14 protein-coding genes and 3 tRNA genes are annotated in these 15,990 nt (G+C 59.3%); 4 read left to right on the top strand and 13 right to left on the bottom strand.

The window, feature by feature from the left end; all coding sequences use genetic code 11:
* Positions 1–120: 120 nt before the first annotated feature.
* Genes EDC28_RS02065 through lptD form a run of 6 tightly spaced genes read right to left on the bottom strand, consistent with a single transcriptional unit; the run spans position 121 to position 6,646 of the window.
* Entirely contained in the window at positions 121–927 is an 807-nt protein-coding gene (locus EDC28_RS02065) for a symmetrical bis(5'-nucleosyl)-tetraphosphatase (protein WP_336391479.1), read from the bottom strand.
* Positions 927–1,295 carry a Co2+/Mg2+ efflux protein ApaG gene (gene apaG, locus EDC28_RS02060; RefSeq protein ID WP_050659149.1) on the bottom strand — a complete coding sequence of 123 codons (369 nt, stop codon included), beginning with the start codon at positions 1,293–1,295 and terminating at the stop codon, positions 927–929. Before apaG ends, EDC28_RS02065 begins: the two co-directional genes overlap by 1 nt.
* On the bottom strand, positions 1,295–2,095 hold the full coding sequence (gene rsmA / locus EDC28_RS02055; protein ID WP_050659150.1) for a 16S rRNA (adenine(1518)-N(6)/adenine(1519)-N(6))-dimethyltransferase RsmA: 801 nt from the start codon (positions 2,093–2,095) through the stop codon (positions 1,295–1,297). The genes apaG and rsmA overlap by 1 nt, the downstream gene beginning before the upstream one ends.
* A 4-nt stretch (positions 2,096–2,099) precedes the next feature.
* On the bottom strand, positions 2,100–3,077 hold the full coding sequence (pdxA, locus tag EDC28_RS02050) for a 4-hydroxythreonine-4-phosphate dehydrogenase PdxA (RefSeq protein WP_050659151.1): 978 nt from the start codon (positions 3,075–3,077) through the stop codon (positions 2,100–2,102).
* Entirely contained in the window at positions 3,074–4,366 is a 1,293-nt protein-coding gene (gene surA / locus EDC28_RS02045) for a peptidylprolyl isomerase SurA (RefSeq protein ID WP_123420494.1), read from the bottom strand. The genes pdxA and surA overlap by 4 nt, the downstream gene beginning before the upstream one ends.
* Positions 4,367–4,375: 9 nt before the next feature.
* Positions 4,376–6,646: an LPS assembly protein LptD gene (lptD, locus tag EDC28_RS02040; protein ID WP_170163998.1), complete on the bottom strand. Its 2,271-nt coding sequence runs from the start codon at positions 6,644–6,646 to the stop codon at positions 4,376–4,378.
* Positions 6,647–6,757: 111 nt separating this feature from the next.
* On the opposite strand from lptD, the gene EDC28_RS02035 reads away from it, so the two are divergent.
* Genes EDC28_RS02035 through djlA form a run of 3 tightly spaced genes read left to right on the top strand, consistent with a single transcriptional unit; the run spans position 6,758 to position 9,140 of the window.
* The gene (locus EDC28_RS02035) at positions 6,758–7,690 is read left to right on the top strand and encodes an aminoglycoside phosphotransferase family protein (protein ID WP_123420492.1); all 933 of its coding nucleotides are present in this window, start codon (positions 6,758–6,760) and stop codon (positions 7,688–7,690) included.
* Positions 7,687–8,343 carry an N-acetylmuramate alpha-1-phosphate uridylyltransferase MurU gene (murU, locus tag EDC28_RS02030; RefSeq protein WP_123420491.1) on the top strand — a complete coding sequence of 219 codons (657 nt, stop codon included), beginning with the start codon at positions 7,687–7,689 and terminating at the stop codon, positions 8,341–8,343. Before EDC28_RS02035 ends, murU begins: the two co-directional genes overlap by 4 nt.
* Before the next feature lie 2 nt (positions 8,344–8,345).
* Positions 8,346–9,140, top strand: coding sequence for a co-chaperone DjlA (gene djlA, locus EDC28_RS02025; protein WP_123420490.1), 795 nt, complete (start codon positions 8,346–8,348; stop codon positions 9,138–9,140).
* Here the strand turns inward: djlA and EDC28_RS02020 are convergent.
* Positions 9,121–9,642, bottom strand: coding sequence for a hypothetical protein (locus EDC28_RS02020; protein WP_211355711.1), 522 nt, complete (start codon positions 9,640–9,642; stop codon positions 9,121–9,123). The genes djlA and EDC28_RS02020 overlap by 20 nt on opposite strands.
* A gap of 26 nt (positions 9,643–9,668) precedes the next feature.
* Positions 9,669–12,539: an RNA polymerase-associated protein RapA gene (gene rapA, locus EDC28_RS02015; protein ID WP_123420488.1), complete on the bottom strand. Its 2,871-nt coding sequence runs from the start codon at positions 12,537–12,539 to the stop codon at positions 9,669–9,671.
* Between the two features lie 166 nt (positions 12,540–12,705).
* Here rapA and EDC28_RS02010 point away from each other — a divergent pair, with 166 nt between their 5' ends.
* Positions 12,706–14,088, top strand: coding sequence for a PhoH family protein (locus tag EDC28_RS02010; protein WP_050659159.1), 1,383 nt, complete (start codon positions 12,706–12,708; stop codon positions 14,086–14,088).
* Here the strand turns inward: EDC28_RS02010 and EDC28_RS02005 are convergent.
* The 5 genes from EDC28_RS02005 to EDC28_RS01985 all read right to left on the bottom strand — a co-directional run bounded on the left by EDC28_RS02005 (position 14,085) and on the right by EDC28_RS01985 (position 15,924).
* The gene (locus tag EDC28_RS02005) at positions 14,085–14,303 is read right to left on the bottom strand and encodes a DUF1289 domain-containing protein (protein ID WP_050659160.1); all 219 of its coding nucleotides are present in this window, start codon (positions 14,301–14,303) and stop codon (positions 14,085–14,087) included. The genes EDC28_RS02010 and EDC28_RS02005 overlap by 4 nt on opposite strands.
* Positions 14,304–14,355: 52 nt before the next feature.
* Positions 14,356–14,441: transfer RNA gene (locus tag EDC28_RS02000), tRNA-Leu, on the bottom strand.
* Positions 14,442–14,513: 72 nt separating this feature from the next.
* Positions 14,514–14,599, bottom strand: a tRNA-Leu gene (locus EDC28_RS01995).
* Between the two features lie 165 nt (positions 14,600–14,764).
* Positions 14,765–14,850, bottom strand: a tRNA-Leu gene (locus EDC28_RS01990).
* Positions 14,851–14,898: 48 nt separating this feature from the next.
* The gene (locus EDC28_RS01985; protein ID WP_170163997.1) at positions 14,899–15,924 is read right to left on the bottom strand and encodes a methyltransferase; all 1,026 of its coding nucleotides are present in this window, start codon (positions 15,922–15,924) and stop codon (positions 14,899–14,901) included.
* Positions 15,925–15,990 lie beyond the last annotated feature (66 nt).

The raw sequence follows: 15,990 nt of genomic DNA, 5'->3' as shown, positions 1-15,990 counted from the left end.
ATAACCTATGCAAAAGGCTTGCCCAAAAATTCGAGCTGCCTAGTGTAACGGCTGTTTTTCATCCTTAACAGATGGTTTGAGGCAGGTTACAGATATGTATCGGCAAAAATTTGAAATGCTTTAGGAAATTGCTATTTGCTGATGCAGGGTATCGGTCTCGGCGCACCACAAAGTGAGGGATTCTCCCCACACGCAGCCGGTATCCAATGCCTTGATGTCGGAACGGGGCAGTGCCCCTTGCAAGGATGCCCAGTGGCCAAAGGCCAGGGTAAAGGGAAGAGGAGGCTGAAGCTCGAACCAAGGCACAAACCCCTGCTTGGCGCCTTCGGCGGGGCCCAGCTTGCATTTGAGGTCGAGACTGCCGTCAGGGCGGCAAAAGCGCATCCGGGTCAGGCCGTTGATGATGTAGCGCAGCAAAGGCGTGCCGCAAAGCTCCGGCGACCAGCTGTCTGGCTGGTCGCCGTACATGTCGGCCAGGAGCTGTTGCCAGTCGTCGCCCTGCAGCGCCTGGCTTACCAGGCTGCTGGCCGCCAGGGTGCGCTGGCAGTCCCAAAGGGGCGGCAAGCCAGCGTGGGTCACCAACAGCTTGAGCTCGTTAAACCACAGCGCCAAGGGCTGGCGCCGTAGGTAGTCGATGATGGCGCCGCGTTCGGGGCTCGCCAGTACCTCATCCAGCAGATCGCTTTTCTTGGCTTTGCGAAGGTCACAGAGCACGGCTAGCAGGTTCAGATCGTGGTTGCCCAGCACAGTTTGGCAGGACTCGGGGTGACGCATAAAAAAGCGCAAGACATCCAGGGAGTTGGGGCCGCGAGCCACCAAGTCGCCAACGGCAATTAGTCGGTCAGAGCTGGGGTTGAACGCTACCTTTTCCAGCAGTGCCATCAGCTCGCGATAGCAGCCCTGAATGTCACCCACCACATAGTGCATCAGTTAACGACCTTGGGCACCGCCAGGCGAAAAATGGGCACCGGGGTCTTAAAGTTACCGCCGCCCTGGACTTCCATCTCATAGTGGCCTTCCATGGTGCCCACCGGGCTTTCCAGTACCGCCCCTGAGGTATAGCTATATTCGCTGCCTGGTTGAATGGTGGGCTGCTGGCCCACCACCCCGGCACCGGATACCTCGGTGGTTTTGCCGTTACCGTCGGTTATCAACCAGTAACGGTTGATGAGCTTGGCCGGCTGGGTGTCGAGGTTACGGATGGTGATGGTGTAGGCAAAAACGTATTTGTTTTCGTCCGGCAGCGAGCGGTCGTCCAGATACCGGGTGTCTACGTGGATCTGAAAACGCAGCATCAGGCCTCCGAGGATCGACCAGCCAAGGCATCGGCCAGGGCCGCATATTGGGCCAGGCTGAGGTTTTCGGGGCGGGCACCGGGATCCACACCCAGCGCTTCGAGCTGTTCGGTGCTGAAGTGGGCCTTGAAGGTATTGCGCACCGTCTTGCGGCGCTGGTTGAAGGCTTCGGTCAGCACCTGGCTCAGTTTGCGCTCATCTTTGACCTTGACCGGCTTGTCTTTGTAAGGCACCAGACGCACCACGGCGGAGTCCACCTTAGGGGGTGGGGTAAAGGCGTGTGGGCCGACGTGCAGCACCGGGATCACCTGGCAAAAATACTGGGTCATCACCGACAGGCGGCCGTACTGTTTGGTACCGGGGCCGGCGGCCATCCGCTCTACCACTTCTTTTTGCAGCATGAAGTGCATCTCGTTGATGCAGTCAGACCAAGTAAAGAGGTGGAACAGCAGCGGGGTGGAGATGTTGTAGGGCAGGTTGCCGAACACCTTGAAGGGTTTGCCCTCTTGGTGCAGGGTGCCGAAGTCGAATTTCAGGGCGTCGGCTTCGTTGACGGTAATGCCGTCGCGTTGACGCAGGCGAGCCGCCAGGTCGCGGTCCAGCTCCACCACTTGCAGTTGCCCGGCCTGTTCCAGTACCGGCTCGGTCAAGGCGCCAAGGCCGGGGCCGATTTCCACCAGCACGTCGTCAGGGCGCGGGTTGATGGCCCGGACGATATTGGCGATCACATCCTGATCGTTGAGGAAGTTCTGGCCGAAGCGCTTGCGGGCCCTGTGGCCCATATGGACGTTGTCTGTCATCTAATTAACGGTTTGCCAGTGCGATGGCCTGGGAAAGGGCCAGTTTCATGCTGCCTGCGTCTACCTTGCCGGTGCCGGCCAGATCCAGGGCTGTGCCATGGTCGACCGAGGTGCGGACAAAGGGGAGACCCAGGGTGATATTGACGGAGTTGCCGAAACCTTTGTGCTTGAGTACCGGCAGCCCCTGGTCATGATACATGGCCAGCACCGCATCGGCATTATCCAGATACTTGGGTTGGAACAGGGTGTCGGCCGGTAACGGGCCGACCAGGTTCATGCCTTGCTCTCTAAGCCCTTCCAGAGTCGGCTCAATCACATCGATTTCTTCGCGGCCCAGATGGCCGCCTTCGCCGGCGTGGGGGTTAAGGCCACACACGTAAATACAGGGTTTTTCGATGCCGAATTTACTGACCAAGTCCTGGTGCAGCACACCGATGACTTTCGTCAGGCGCTCCGGGGTAATGGCTTTAGCCACATAGGCCAGAGGGATATGGGTGGTCACCAGGGCCACCCGCAGGCCCTCGGTGGCCAGCAACATTACCACGTCACTGACATTGGCCTGATGGGCAAAGAACTCGGTATGGCCGGAGAAGGCAATGCCGGCACGGTTGATGATGCCTTTGTGCACCGGGCCTGTGACCACGGCGGCAAACCGGCCATCCATGTTGCCTTCACCGGCAAAGGAGAGGGTCTCCAACACGTAGTGGGCGTTGGCCTCGTTAAGCTCGCCGGGGACAACATCTTCCCTGAGCCCAAAAGGCGCCAGAGTCAGGGTGCCTTTTTGCTGGGGCAGGGCCGGCGCCCAGGGTTCATAAGGGCGTAATTGAAGCGGTAAGCCCAGGCACTTGGCCCGGGCTTTTAACAGGTCGGCATCGGCACAGACCACCACTTCAACCGGCCAGTCTTGCTGGGCCAGCATCACCGCCAAATCTGGCCCGATGCCGGCCGGCTCGCCGGGTGTCAGTGCGATACGCTGGATCATTTTTCTTTGTCCAGGATATCGATATAGGCCTGGCTACGGATCTCGCGCAGCCATGCCAGGGCTTCTTCGTTGAACTTACGGTTGAACAGTACCCGGTAGGCCTTCTCTTTCTTGGCCTGTTGGGTGGCGTCGGTAGTGCGGGTGTCAATCAGCTGCACGATGTGCCAGCCAAAGGAGCTGCGGAAGGGCTCGGAGATCTGGCCTTTCTTCAGGTGCTCGATGGTGTTGGAAAAGGTCGGGTCGTAAATCTTCGGATCGGCCCAGCCCAAATCGCCACCCTGGCTGGCACTGCCGGGGTCTTCGGAATGTTCCTTGGCCAGCTCGGCAAAGTCGGCTTTACCGGCCAATACCTCGCTGCGCCATTGCTCCAGCTCGGCTTTGGCTTTGTCGTCGCTGAGGATAACCGAGGGTTTGACCAGAATGTGGCGCGCGTGCACTTCTTCCAGTTCAACGGTTTGCTGGCCACGGATACCGTCCACTTTGATGATGTGGAAACCGGCGCCGGAGCGGATGGGCCCAATGATCTCGCCTTTTTTGGCGTCTTTGAGGGCATCGGCAAAGAGGGTGGGCACTTCGTTGGCGTTCATCCAGCCAAGGTCGCCCCCTTCCAGGGCGTGGTTGCCAGAAGACGACACGATGGCCAACTGGGCGAAGTCTTCACCTTTGTTGAGGCGGGCCAATACTTTCTCGGCTCGGTCTTTGGCGTCGGCCAATTGGGCGGCATTGGCGTTCTGGGGTACGTCAATCAGGATGTGGCGCAGGTGCAGCTCAACATTGCGGTCGCCTTGCTCGTCGAGCTGTTTGACCATGGCCTCGATTTCCTGAGGGCTCACCTGAATGCGGCGGCTGACCACGATGCGGCGCACTTCGCCGAGGGTCAGCTCGGTACGTACGTGCTCGCGGTAGCTCTCGAAGTTACCGCCTTCGGAGTCGATTTTGTGGCGCAGCTGCTCCACGCTCAGTTTTTGATCTTTAGCGATGTTGCCGATGGTTTGATCGAGCTGAGCGTCGGAGATTTGCAGGCCGATACGTTTGGCGGTCTGCATTTCCAGCTCTTCGGTGATCAGGCGGTCAAGCACCTGTACGTGCAGCACCCGGTCGGAGGGCAGCTGCTGCCCGGATTTGAGGGCACTGGCCTTGATGTCGCGCATCATGTCGTTGACATCAGACTCAAGGATCACCCCTTGGTCGACGATGGCGGCTACTTTGTCCAGGACTTCAGGCTGGGCCTGTGCCTGGCTAAACATCATTACGCCACCAACCATGGCAGCGAGCATTTTCGGGGTCATTCTCATGGATCAGTAACTCAGGTTATAGGGCTCACGATAGCTGAAAAGCCCTTTGCTTAATAGTTGGTCGCCGCTGGTGCCATGCCCGCCCAAGCCTTTGAAAATAAACTCAAAGCTGATGCTGTTTTCATAGGTAGGCTGACCGGCAAACTCGATGCTGTTCGACAAAATGGTGTTCAGGTGGCGCCTGGCCGTTACCCTAACGGCAAAACAGCAGGCTTCATACTCGAAACCACCATAGGTTTCTTCAGCGCGGTGCAAGTTAAGGTCTTCATAGTGAGAGGCAAACACCTTCCAGTTGGAATTCACAGCCCAGGCACCGCTGATGCCTGCCTGATCGATGTTCACCCCGTCGGAAATGTCACGGACATAACGGTGGGTAAACTGGACCAGCTTGTCATCACTGACCCTGTAATCGACCCGGAAGTTCCCTTTGTTGGTTTTTCCGGTGTCGGTGTCGTAAAGAATGTTACTGGAAAGGCTCCAGTTCTTATCAACCCGCAGGTCAATTTCACCGGCCAGGGCCGAGGTGGAGTTAGTGACCTGACCCACATCGTTCTCAAGCCCCACAGTGGCATCGCGCAGGTAGAAGATCTGGCCGATGGACACCCGCATCCGCTCCTGGTTCTTCTGGTCGAAGATGCGGCTGGTAACACCCAGGGTCACCTGGTTGGCATCGGTTATCCGGTCCAGACCCGAATAGCGGCGGTTGCGGAACAGGGCGTGGTAGTCCTCGCCTAAGAGGGTGGTGTCGTACAGGCCGATGTCGCTTTGGTCTTCCTTGGGAATGTACAGGTACTGGAACTGCGGTTCCAGGGTCTGGCGGTAGTTGCGCCCGGCCAGCTCCAATTGTCGCTCGAAGTTCAGCTGCCCGTATACCCGCAACTGCGGCAAGGTCCGAGACACGCTGTCGTTGAGACGGCGGGTCGGATCGTGCTGCTCGTAGAAAGTCTGGTAGAGCTTAAGCTCGGTAGTCAGGTTACCGGCCGGGCTGTTGAGCGGGAAGGAGATAGTGGGCTCCAGGTGCAAACGCTCGGCCGTGGGCTGGGTGTTGTCGTTGTTATCGAAAGACGACAACTCCGAGTAGAAGCTGAAATCCAGACCGTTCCAGAAGTTGGTGTCATCCCGAGACAATTCCAGGCGCGGCACCACCTTGTAAGGTTCGGGGTAGTCCCCCAGCACCTCGAAATCTTTCACCTCGGCCAGGAAGTTCCAACCGTAAGAAAGATAAGCCACGCTGCCAGTGCGGGTGATCTGGGTGTCGGTAGACGAGCCCATCTTCGAGTCCATATCGACAAAGTAGGCATCGTCGCTGAGGGTGGTGTAATCGGCGTTGTAGCGCCAGTGCTCGTCGGCCTTGCCGCTGTGCTGCCAGTTGAACAAATAGCGGGTGTCGTCGGCACCCGCGAACTTACGGTCATTGGGCAGATATTCGATGTTGAACTGGCCGAGGTCGTCATCGCCCACCAGGTAGCGGAATTGGGTATTGAGCTGGGTGCCCCGGTAAGACATGTACCTGGGAGTAATGGTGGCGTCGAGATTGGGGGCAATATTCCAGTAAATGGGCTGGGCATACTCCAACCCCCGCTTGTCACTGGAGGTGAAAGTGGGGTAGAGCAGGCCGCTTTTACGCTCCCCAGACACCGGGAAGCTTAAGTAAGGAAAATAAAAGACCGGCACATCGTAGAGGCGGAATTTGGCGCCCCAGGCCTCGCCCCAGCCTTCATCCGGGTCGACATGGATCTCATTGGCATCGATGGCCCAGGCCGGGTCGTCCGCCGGGCAGGTGGTGAAGTTACCGCCTTCCAGGGTCATGCCGTCGTCCTGAGACACATGCAGCTTCTTGGCGCTGCCGCGGGCATTGGTGCCAAGCAGCTTATAAGTAACCGATTCGAGGTCAGCCCGGTTTTCGTCGGTGTGGGCATCCAAAGAGTCACTGCTTAGATGCAAGCGGCCATCATTAAAACTGACGGTGCCTTTGGCCTTGATGCGGTTGTTTTTGCGGTCAAGCAGGGCTTCATCGGCGCTGAGCTCCCGGCCGCCCTGGTTGATTTTGACGTTCCCCTTGAGGAGCGCAGAATCCTGGCCCTGGATCACCGTTTCTTTGGCGGTGGCCTGGATCGCGGATTCATTCAGGGGTTTGATGTCCTGGCCCTCGCTGCTTTTTACCGGAAGCGGGGGCGGTTGGCAGGTCTTGCCGAATTCTTGTTCTGCTGCCAGGGCCTGGCTGACACTGGCAGCAACAGCTGATAACAGCAACCAATGGCGGACTTTAGTCACGCTCCTTCCCATGTCGCTCTCGCTCTGTTGGCCCTCTCGGCCGATTTATCCGAGAGGCGAATCATAATGCAATTTTCCCGCTCGGGCTATTGAGCTATAGTGGCCGCCACTATGCGAGATATTCCTGTCGATGCCCTGAAATCATGGGCTTGCAGCCAACTGGGCTGCAAAGATGCCAGCCTGGTCGCCCTGACTGGCGACGCTGGCAGCCGCCGCTACTGGCGGCTTAGCTTTGACGGCGGCACCGCCATCGTTGTGGCCTACCAGGCCGATGAACTGGCCCAGCGCGACGCCTTTATGCGCCTGGCCAAGGCGCTGGACGAACAAGGCATTCTGGTACCAAAGCCCTTGGCCACCCAAGACACCTGGATGCTGCTGCCGGACCTTGGCGATACGCAGCTGGCGGGCCTGAGTGAGGCCGAGCGGCCGCTCTGGTATGGCCGGGCTGTCTGTATTATCGCAAAACTTCAGCAGCTTAACCTGCCTTTAACAGCAGCGGGCCAGCCCTTTGTGCAGCGCAAGCGCGACCTGTTCCAGGATTGGTACCTGGGCAGGCATCTTGGTTTAAAGGTCGATTGTGCCAGCCTGGACGGGGTTTTTCAGTCCCTGTTTGCCAACTTTTTCGCCCAGCCCCTGGTGCCGGCCCATCGTGACTACCATGGCCGCAACCTGCATCGAGTTGGCGACGCCCTGGCGGTGATTGATTTTCAGGACATCCAGCGCCTGCCGCTGACCTACGATGCGGTGTCTTTAGTGCGCGACAGCTACGTGTCGCTCAGCACTGAAGAAGAAGAGCGTTTGATTGCCCAGGCCTTTGGCCAGCAGCAGTATACAGACGATGCGGCGCTCTTTCGGCGCTGGTTCGATCTCACCGGTATCCTACGTCAACTCAAGATCCTCGGTATCTTTTGCCGTCTGCATTATCAGGACGGAAAGTCGGGCTACCTTGGCGATCTCGAGTCCACCCGGCAAAAACTGCTGCGAGTGGCGCGCCACTACCCGGAGCTTGCCCCGCTGGTCAGCCTATTGGAGCAAATCTCATGAAGGCAATGATCCTGGCCGCCGGCCGCGGCGAGCGGATGCGCCCCCTGACTGACCACACCCCAAAACCCTTGCTGGTGGCCGGTGGAAAGCCGCTTATCGTTCATCACCTTGAGCGCCTGGCCGCTGCTGGCATCAAAGAGGTGGCGATTAACACCGCCTGGCTTGGCGAGCAGCTCCCCAAGGCGTTGGGAGACGGCAGCGCCTTTGGCATGTGCATTGATTACTCCCACGAGGGCGAGGCCCTGGAAACCGCCGGCGGCATCCGCCGGGCGCTGCCAATGCTGGGCAGCGGGCCTTTTTTGCTGGTCAATGGCGATGTTTATTGCGACGCCGATGTGACCCGGCTGATGGCCGCCAAGGCGCCAACCCTGCTGCTGGTGGATAACCCGCCGCAGCACCCCGATGGCGATTTTGGCCTCATCGACGGGTGGGTGGTCAACGCACCTCGCCACTACACCTATGCCGGTATCGCCCTGTTGGATACCGCGCTTTTTGCAGGCCTGGCCGAGGGGTACGGCGCCCTTGGGCCACTGCTGCGCCAATGGGCTGATGAGGGGCGGCTAGGCGGCCTTCATTACGGTGGCTACTGGCAGGATGTGGGCACCCCGGCGCGCCTTGAGGCGCTTAATCATTATCTGGAGGACAAGGCGTAATCATGTGGGGACGTATCGTCGGCTTGCTGCTTGGCCTTGCCTTTGCCCGTCTGCCGGGCGCCATTCTTGGGTTTATCGTTGGCTGGTGGTTTGACAAGGCTCTGAAGCGGGATTTTAACGGCGCCGGTTTTGGCAAACACTGGCACCGCCTGGACGAGGCAGGCCGCGAAACCTTGTACTTTCACACCAGCTTTGCGGTGATGGGGCATTTGGCCAAGGCCAAGGGCCGGGTCCGTGAAGAGGACATTGCCGCCGCCAGCGCGCTGATGGACAGGCTGCATCTGAGTGGCGAGAAACGCCGCGCCGCCCAAGAGGCCTTTCGCGAAGGAAAATCCGCCGGTTATCCCCTTGAAGCGGCGGTGCAGGCCCTGCGTGAAGCCCTTGGCGGCCAGCGCGACCTTATCCAGCTGTTTATGGAGATCCAAGTCGCCCTGGCCCTGGCCGACGGCCAGTTGCAGGCCGAAGAGCGCCGGGTGTTGGAGCGGGTGCGTAAATGCTTGGGGCTACCGGAGCGGATGCTCGATAGCCTTATTCGCATGGCCAAGGCCGGCCAGGCATTCACCCAAGCGCCGGAGCAATCCCGTTACGCTCAGCTCAACCAGGCTTACGAGTTACTGGGCTTGAGCCCGGACGCCGACATGCAGGCGGTGCGCCGTGCTTACAAAAAGGCCATGGCCGAACATCATCCCGATAAACTGATGGCCAAGGGCCTGCCGCCGGAGATGATGGAACTGGCCAAAGAGCGGACCCAGGCCATCCAGGCCGCCTACCAGCAAATCAAGGCGCAGAAGGGCTAAGTCCGGGGCCTTTTTTCTTCAATGCCTCGAGCCAGCCACTGATGATGGTGGCAAGCTCCTGGCTCTCTCCCGGGGTATTCTCCCGCAGCGCCAAGGCGTAAAAGCGGCTGTCCGGTTGGGCCGGCAGCAGCTTTTGCCGAAGCGCCATATCTCCTTCCAGCGGCAAACGCGGGGCGTTGACCAAGTCCAAGGTGGGTTTGGCAATGGCGTCTGGGCGGTATTGGGCGTTGAGGAAGATACAGGCCTTGTAGGGCCCTTCCTGGCAGGCTTTGAACAAGGCGCCGTTTGAGGTCAGCAGCACTTGCTCTGGCTTGGGTTGCCAGTTGTCTTTGGGTAGCGCGGAGTAGAGTTCGACACTCAGGCCATCGGCGGCCAGGGCCTTGGGCAGGGGCGGCGGCAGGGTGCCGCTGGCCACCAATTCGGCCTTGGGCTCACCCACTGGAATGAAGCGCTGCGGCTCCTCGGCCTTGGCTGCCAGGGGCAGGAGTATCAGCAGGAGCAAACAGCGCTTCATAAATGGCCTTTGGGTTACTCGTTCACCACCACGATAAGGCGCACCATGTCCAGGCGCAAGGCGGCATCGCCGATGTGCTTGAGCAAGCTGGCCTGGCGGGTCTCCAGGGCGGTGATTTCGTCATCACGGATGCTGTCGTTCACCGCTTTGAGTGCCTTGAGCCGTGCCAGCTCACCACCCAGATGCTGGGCAATGCCGTCCTGGGCCTTGGCCACCAGGGTGTCGAGCTGTGGCGCCACTTCCGCTTCAGCCTGGCGGATGAGGGTATGAATAAGCTCCTGGGAGGCCACCGCCAGTTTGGAGGCGGTGTGGCGCTTGATGGGGGTCAGCTGGCGGTTGAAGTTGTCAAAGGGCACCTTGGGCGCCAGATCCTTACCGGTTTTATCCAGCAGCATGCGCAGCGGCGTCAGCGGCAGGTAACGGTCCAGCTGCAACTCTTTGGGCGCCTGATGCTGGGTGGTAAACACCAGCTCCACAAAGGTGGTGCCGGCCGGCAGCGCCTTGTTCTTCAAAAGTGCCACCGAGGCGTTACCCATGTCGCCGGTCAGCACTGCATCCATGGCTTCCAGCACCAAGGGGTGATCCCAGCTCAAAAACTGCACGTTGTCGCGGCTCAGGGCATATTCGCGGTCGAAGGTGGTTTGTATCCCTTCTTCATCAAGGCCCGGCAGGCTGGTCAGCATGCGCTCACCGGGGCGCAGCAGCTGGGTGTAGTCGTCCAGGTCTTCCTGGTCGACACCGAACACGTCCAGCACCTGGGTCAGGAAGATGGGGAGTTTTGGATCGTAATCCAATACCGCGATGTCGGTGGCCAGCTTGTCGCCCCGGCCAGCGCCTTGGGAGGCCAGCTCCAGCAGGCGGTCGCGGCCGGCTTCCATTTCCGCCATCAGCGCCTGGCGACGATCGCTGGCCTCGCTAATCAGCTCGCCCATGGCATCGGCTTCTTCGCTTAACAGCGCTGCAGTCAGGGCTTGCTGCTGGGCTTCGAACACGGCGCCGCCCACCGGGCAGGTGGATTCGAAGGCGTTCAGGCCCTGGTGATACCAGTCCACCAGCTTTTGCTGGGCAGAGGCCGCCAGGTGCGGCACGTAAATCTTCACCACCCGCTCCTGGCCAATACGGTCCAGGCGGCCGATGCGCTGCTCCAGCAAATCCGGGTTCAGAGGCAGGTCAAACAGCACCAATTGGTGAGCAAACTGGAAGTTGCGCCCTTCAGAGCCAATCTCGGAGCACAGCAGAATCTGTGCGCCGTCTTCGTCTGCAAAGAACACCGCAGCGCGGTCACGCTCGATGATCGACAAATCTTCGTGGAACACGGCGGCTTGAATGCCGTGTTTTTCCCGCAGGTAATCGTTGATGGCCTGCACCTGGCGGCGGCTGTGGGCAATCAGCACCACTTTTTCGTTGTTGTTGTGCTTGAGGTGTTTAACCAGCCACTGCACCCGTGGGTCGTGCTGGCACCAGCTGTTGCCTTCGTCGCCTTCAAAGGCCTGGTAGATAAGCTCGGGGTTGAGCTGCTCTTCGAGCTTCTCGGCCTCGGCTTTGCGGCCGCTCATCATCTTACCGACGCGGATGGCGGTGGCGTAGGCGTCGGGCAGGGCCAGGGCCTCGCTGATCAGCTCACGGCCGGGGAAACCCTGCACCGCGGCGCGGGTGTTACGCAGCAGCACCCGGCTGGTGCCGTGGCGGTCAATCAGCGCCGAGACCAGCTTTTTGCGGTCGCTGTCGCTGCCGTCGGCGAGCGCCAGTAGGTCGTCGCCCCAGGCGGCCACCTTGGCTTTGTCGTCGGTATCGAGAGGTTGGTTGTCCAGTAGCTTCTGGGCCACCTGGGCCAGGGGCTTGTACTGGGCTTCTTCTTCGCAGAAGGCTTCATAGTCGTGGAAGCGCTCACCGTCCAAGAGGCGCAGCCGGGCAAAGTGGCTCTGGTGGCCAAGCTGGTCCGGGGTGGCGGTGAGCAGCAGCACCGAGGGAATGGATTCGGCCAGGGCTTCTACCACCTGGTATTCGCGGCTGGGTTTGTCTTCTTCCCAGGCCAAGTGATGGGCTTCGTCCACTACCAGCATGTCCCAGTCCGCTTCCAGCAACTGGTCAAAACGGGTTTTGCGCTTGGCAATCAGCTCCAGACTCACCATCACCAGTTGGGCGGTGTCGAAGGGGTTGTCGGCGTCGTGCTCGGCTTCTTCGAGACGGCTTTCGTCAAAGAGGGCGAACTGCAGGTTAAAGCGGCGGCGCATTTCCACCAGCCACTGGTGCATCAGGTTTTCCGGCAGCAGCAACAACACCCGCTCGGCAAAGCCGGCGCGCAGCTGCTGGTGGATTATCATGCCTGCTTCCACGGTTTTACCCAGGCCCACTTCGTCGGCCAGCAATACCCGGGGCGCCTGGCGGTTGCCCACTTCCTCGGCGATATAAAGCTGGTGGGGGATAAGGTCCATGCGGGCGCCAATCAGGCCACGCAGTGGGCTCTGCGACAACTGGTGCATCTGCTCCAGGGTCTGGTAGCGCAGGGTAAACCAGTCGGTGCGGTCCAGTTGGCCGGCAAAGAGGCGGTCCTGGGGTTTGTTGAGCTGGATGGTGCCGTCGATAAAGGTTTCGCGCAGGGCGGTTTGCTCGCCGTTGTCTTGGCGGATACCGATATAGGTGAGCAGGTCTTTTTCTTCTTCTATCTGCTCGACGGTCAGGGTCCAGCCTTCGTGGCTTTTAACCGCATCACCTTCGCGGAAGGTGACCCGAGTGATGGGGGCCTCGGTTTTACTGTAAAGGCGGGTTTCGCCACTGGCGGGGAAAAGGACGGTCAGGGTGCGGTTGTCAATGGCAACCACGGTACCCAAACCCAGCTCGGATTCAGCGTCGGCAATAAAACGTTGGCCAAGGGCGAGTGACATCAAATAGCTCCGAAGGCGAAGAAGGCGGCGTATGTTACCCAAGACCTAAAGCCTAGGCAAAAGCGATAAGCCTTGATCTTGGTCTCCCCTTTTGCCGCCAACTATGGTTAAAGTGACATTGAGGTGAGATTGCACCTTCTTTGGCCGTTCAGTTAGGGAGAGCGCTATGGCTCCAGACGAAAGAAAAGTCTACATCCTTGATACCAACATCCTGCTGCACGAACCCCTCGCCATCTACTCCTTTGACGAACATGACGTACTGATCCCGATGACGGTTCTGGAAGAACTGGACAACATCAAGGACAGACGTAGCGACATTTCCAGAGATGCCCGCGCCGCGATCCGGGCCCTGGACGATGTCTTTAAAAATACCAGCCCCGAAGAAATCGCCGCCGGTGTGCCCTTGCCAAGCCAAGACCTGGAAGGCAACCGCGGCCACATCTCCATCTACCCCGACCACGAAATCAAAGGCGAACTGGCCCATGTGCCGGGGTCGGAGGCGGACAACAAGATAATTAACGCTGCCCTGCACCTGCAAAAGGAAAAGGCCCCCACCAAAGTGGTGCTGGTGACCAAAGACATCAACATGCGGCTCAAGGCCAAGGGTGCCGGCCTTCGCCATGTGGAAGACTACCGCACCGATCAGCTGGTGGACGACATCCGCTACCTGGCCAAGGGCTACCAGGAAGTGGAAGGGCGGTTGTGGGACAAAGTGGGCAAAGTTGAAAGCCAGACTCAGGGCCGCGACACCATCCAGACCATCGCTGCCGGGGTGCTGGAGAACCTCTACACCAACGAATACATCCTCGACGACAGCCACGAGTTTGTCGGCCGGGTGCAAGAGCACGGCGACAAGCAAGTCAAACTGCTGGATCTCGGCTATGACCGGCTGATGGCCCAGCACGCCTGGGGGATATCCCCCAAAAACATCTACCAGGGCTTGGCCCTGCATGCGTTGATGGACCCAAGTTTGGACTTGGTGATGCTCACCGGCCCGGCCGGCTCCGGTAAAACCCTGCTGGCCATGGCCGCGGCGCTGGAAATGGTGATAGAGCGGGGCCAGTACGACAAGGTGATTGTGACCCGTAACACCCCGGAGATAGCCGAGAGCATCGGCTTTTTGCCGGGCACCGAGGAAGAGAAAATGCTGCCGTGGCTGGCGGCTATTACCGACACCCTGGAAGTGCTGCACGGCTCCGACGCGCACCCGTCCGGCAGCCTGCAATACATCATGGACAAGGCCAATATCCAGTTCAAATCGGTGAACTTCATGCGCGGGCGCTCTATCCAGAACGCCATCGTGCTGATTGACGAGAGCCAGAATCTCACCGCCAGTCAGCTTAAAACCATCCTCACCCGCTGTGGCGAGGGCACCAAGATGATCTGCTCGGGCAACCTGGCGCAGATTGACTCCAACTACTTAAGCCCGGTGACCTCGGGCCTCACTTACATAGTGGAACGGTTCAAGGATTTCCCTGGGTCGGCCAACGTGTATTTGGATGGGGTAGTGCGGAGCCGGTTGGCGTCCTTTGCGGAGGAGAACCTTTAAAGATCGTCGTCTTGTTGCAGGCGGGCCTTGAGGGCCCGTCTTTTTTTGCGCTGCTGGCACAGCTCGATGACTTTGCGTTTTTCGGCGTCGTTCATGGCGTTCCAGCCGAACCGCTCGTCCCGCGAGCGCAGGCAGCCCAGGCAATAACCACGGTTGTCTGCCTGGCAGACCCCGATACAGGGGGAGGGGATGGCGAAGAATTCAAGCTGCTCCATGGCGCCAGCTTAGACGAAAAAAGGCCGGCTAAAAAGCCGACCTTTTCGAAGGTGGTGCAGATGGGGAGACTTGAACTCCCACGACCAGAGGTCACTAACACCTGAAGCTAGCGCGTCTACCAATTCCGCCACATCTGCAAATTGTCGAACCGTTTTACGCCTTGTTCCGGGCTAAAAAAACCTCGAATGATTCGAGGTCTTAAAATCTGTTGGTGCAGATGGGGAGACTTGAACTCCCACGACCAGAGGTCACTAACACCTGAAGCTAGCGCGTCTACCAATTCCGCCACATCTGCACACCAAATTGTGGTGGGAAGCTTCGCTTTCCACGGGGAGGCATTCTACCCATCCAGACTGCTCCGTCAACGGTTTTTTTAACGGCTGGCGCCCGTTTGCGCGAAAGCTGAGCAATGGGTCATTGAGGCAATAAAAAACCCGGCCTAAGCCGGGTTTTTCGAAGGTGGTGCAGATGGGGAGACTTGAACTCCCACGACCAGAGGTCACTAACACCTGAAGCTAGCGCGTCTACCAATTCCGCCACATCTGCGTTGTGGAGGAGCATTCTAGCTATGCACCCAAAAAGATCAAGGGCTTTTTAACGGCCCGAACCCCGGCAGTAGAGCACCTTGAATTTGTTGCTTTGAGCCAGGGTGTCCACCTTGTTGTTAAAGCCGGCCGCCAGCAGCGGCTCGTACTTCAAGAAGCGGTTGGCCACCAGCACCAGATCGCCCCCTTGTATCAGCCGTTTGGGGGCCTCGGCCAGCAGCTGCTCGGTGGCGCTGTAGTCGGTGCCTACCCCAGTATGAAAGGGCGGGTTGGTGATGATTTGGTGGAAACGGCCGGTAAGAGCGCTAAGGCCATTGGAGGCAGTTACCTTGGCGTTCTCGATACCGTTGGCCTTGAGGGTCAGCTCGGAGGCGGCGATGGCGAGCGCCGAAACATCCAGCATTTCTACTTGGGCGTCGGGGGCTTTTTTAGCAAGATAGCTGCCGATGATGCCAGCGCCGCAGCCAAAATCCAGTAACCGGCCGCTTTTCACCCGAGGCAGGGCTTCAAGCAGCAGCGCCGTGGCGCTGTCCAGCTCGCCGTGGCTAAACACCCCTGGCAGGCTCACCACCTTGAGGTTTTCGCCGGCAACGGTCAGCTCGAAGGTCTGTTGCCAGTCGGCCAGGTTAAACGCCGGGGCCTTTTCGGTCAGCTCCACTTCAAATAGGCTGCAATGGCGAGCGCTGTCGATTTTCACCGGCTCGCCGTAAGGCTCCAGCAACTTCACCGCCGATTTAATGCCGGACTTGTTCTCGCCGGCTAGCAGCAATTTACCGCCCACCGGCAGCAGGGCCGCTAGGGCTGCCAGCAGCATCCGCGCTTCGTCCTTGCTTTTGGGCATGGCCAGCAGCGCTTGGTCCACCTCGACGCCGGTCGGCGCTGGGGCAAACAGGGCTTTTTCTCCCAAGGCGCGCTCCGCCATCTGCCAGGCAACAAAATCGGTATGGTGGGTATAAAGGGGGCCACCTTCCCACTGCTGGGCCAGGTTGTCGCGGGGAGACTGGCAGACAAGGAGACTGTGCTGGGCAAAATGGTCTTGATTGCGCAGCAATAACTGGCTGATGTTGGAAAGCATGACGGGCCTCGTGAAAGCAAGGCGCGCAGTATAGCACCGGCTATACTCAAAAACGGATTTCACCAT

Origin of the sequence: Gallaecimonas pentaromativorans, assembly GCF_003751625.1 — a bacterium.
In the GTDB taxonomy this organism is placed as follows: domain Bacteria; phylum Pseudomonadota; class Gammaproteobacteria; order Enterobacterales; family Gallaecimonadaceae; genus Gallaecimonas; species Gallaecimonas pentaromativorans.
The sequence above is the reverse complement of the archived record's forward strand: the minus strand, read 5'-3'. Positions and strand labels throughout refer to the sequence as shown.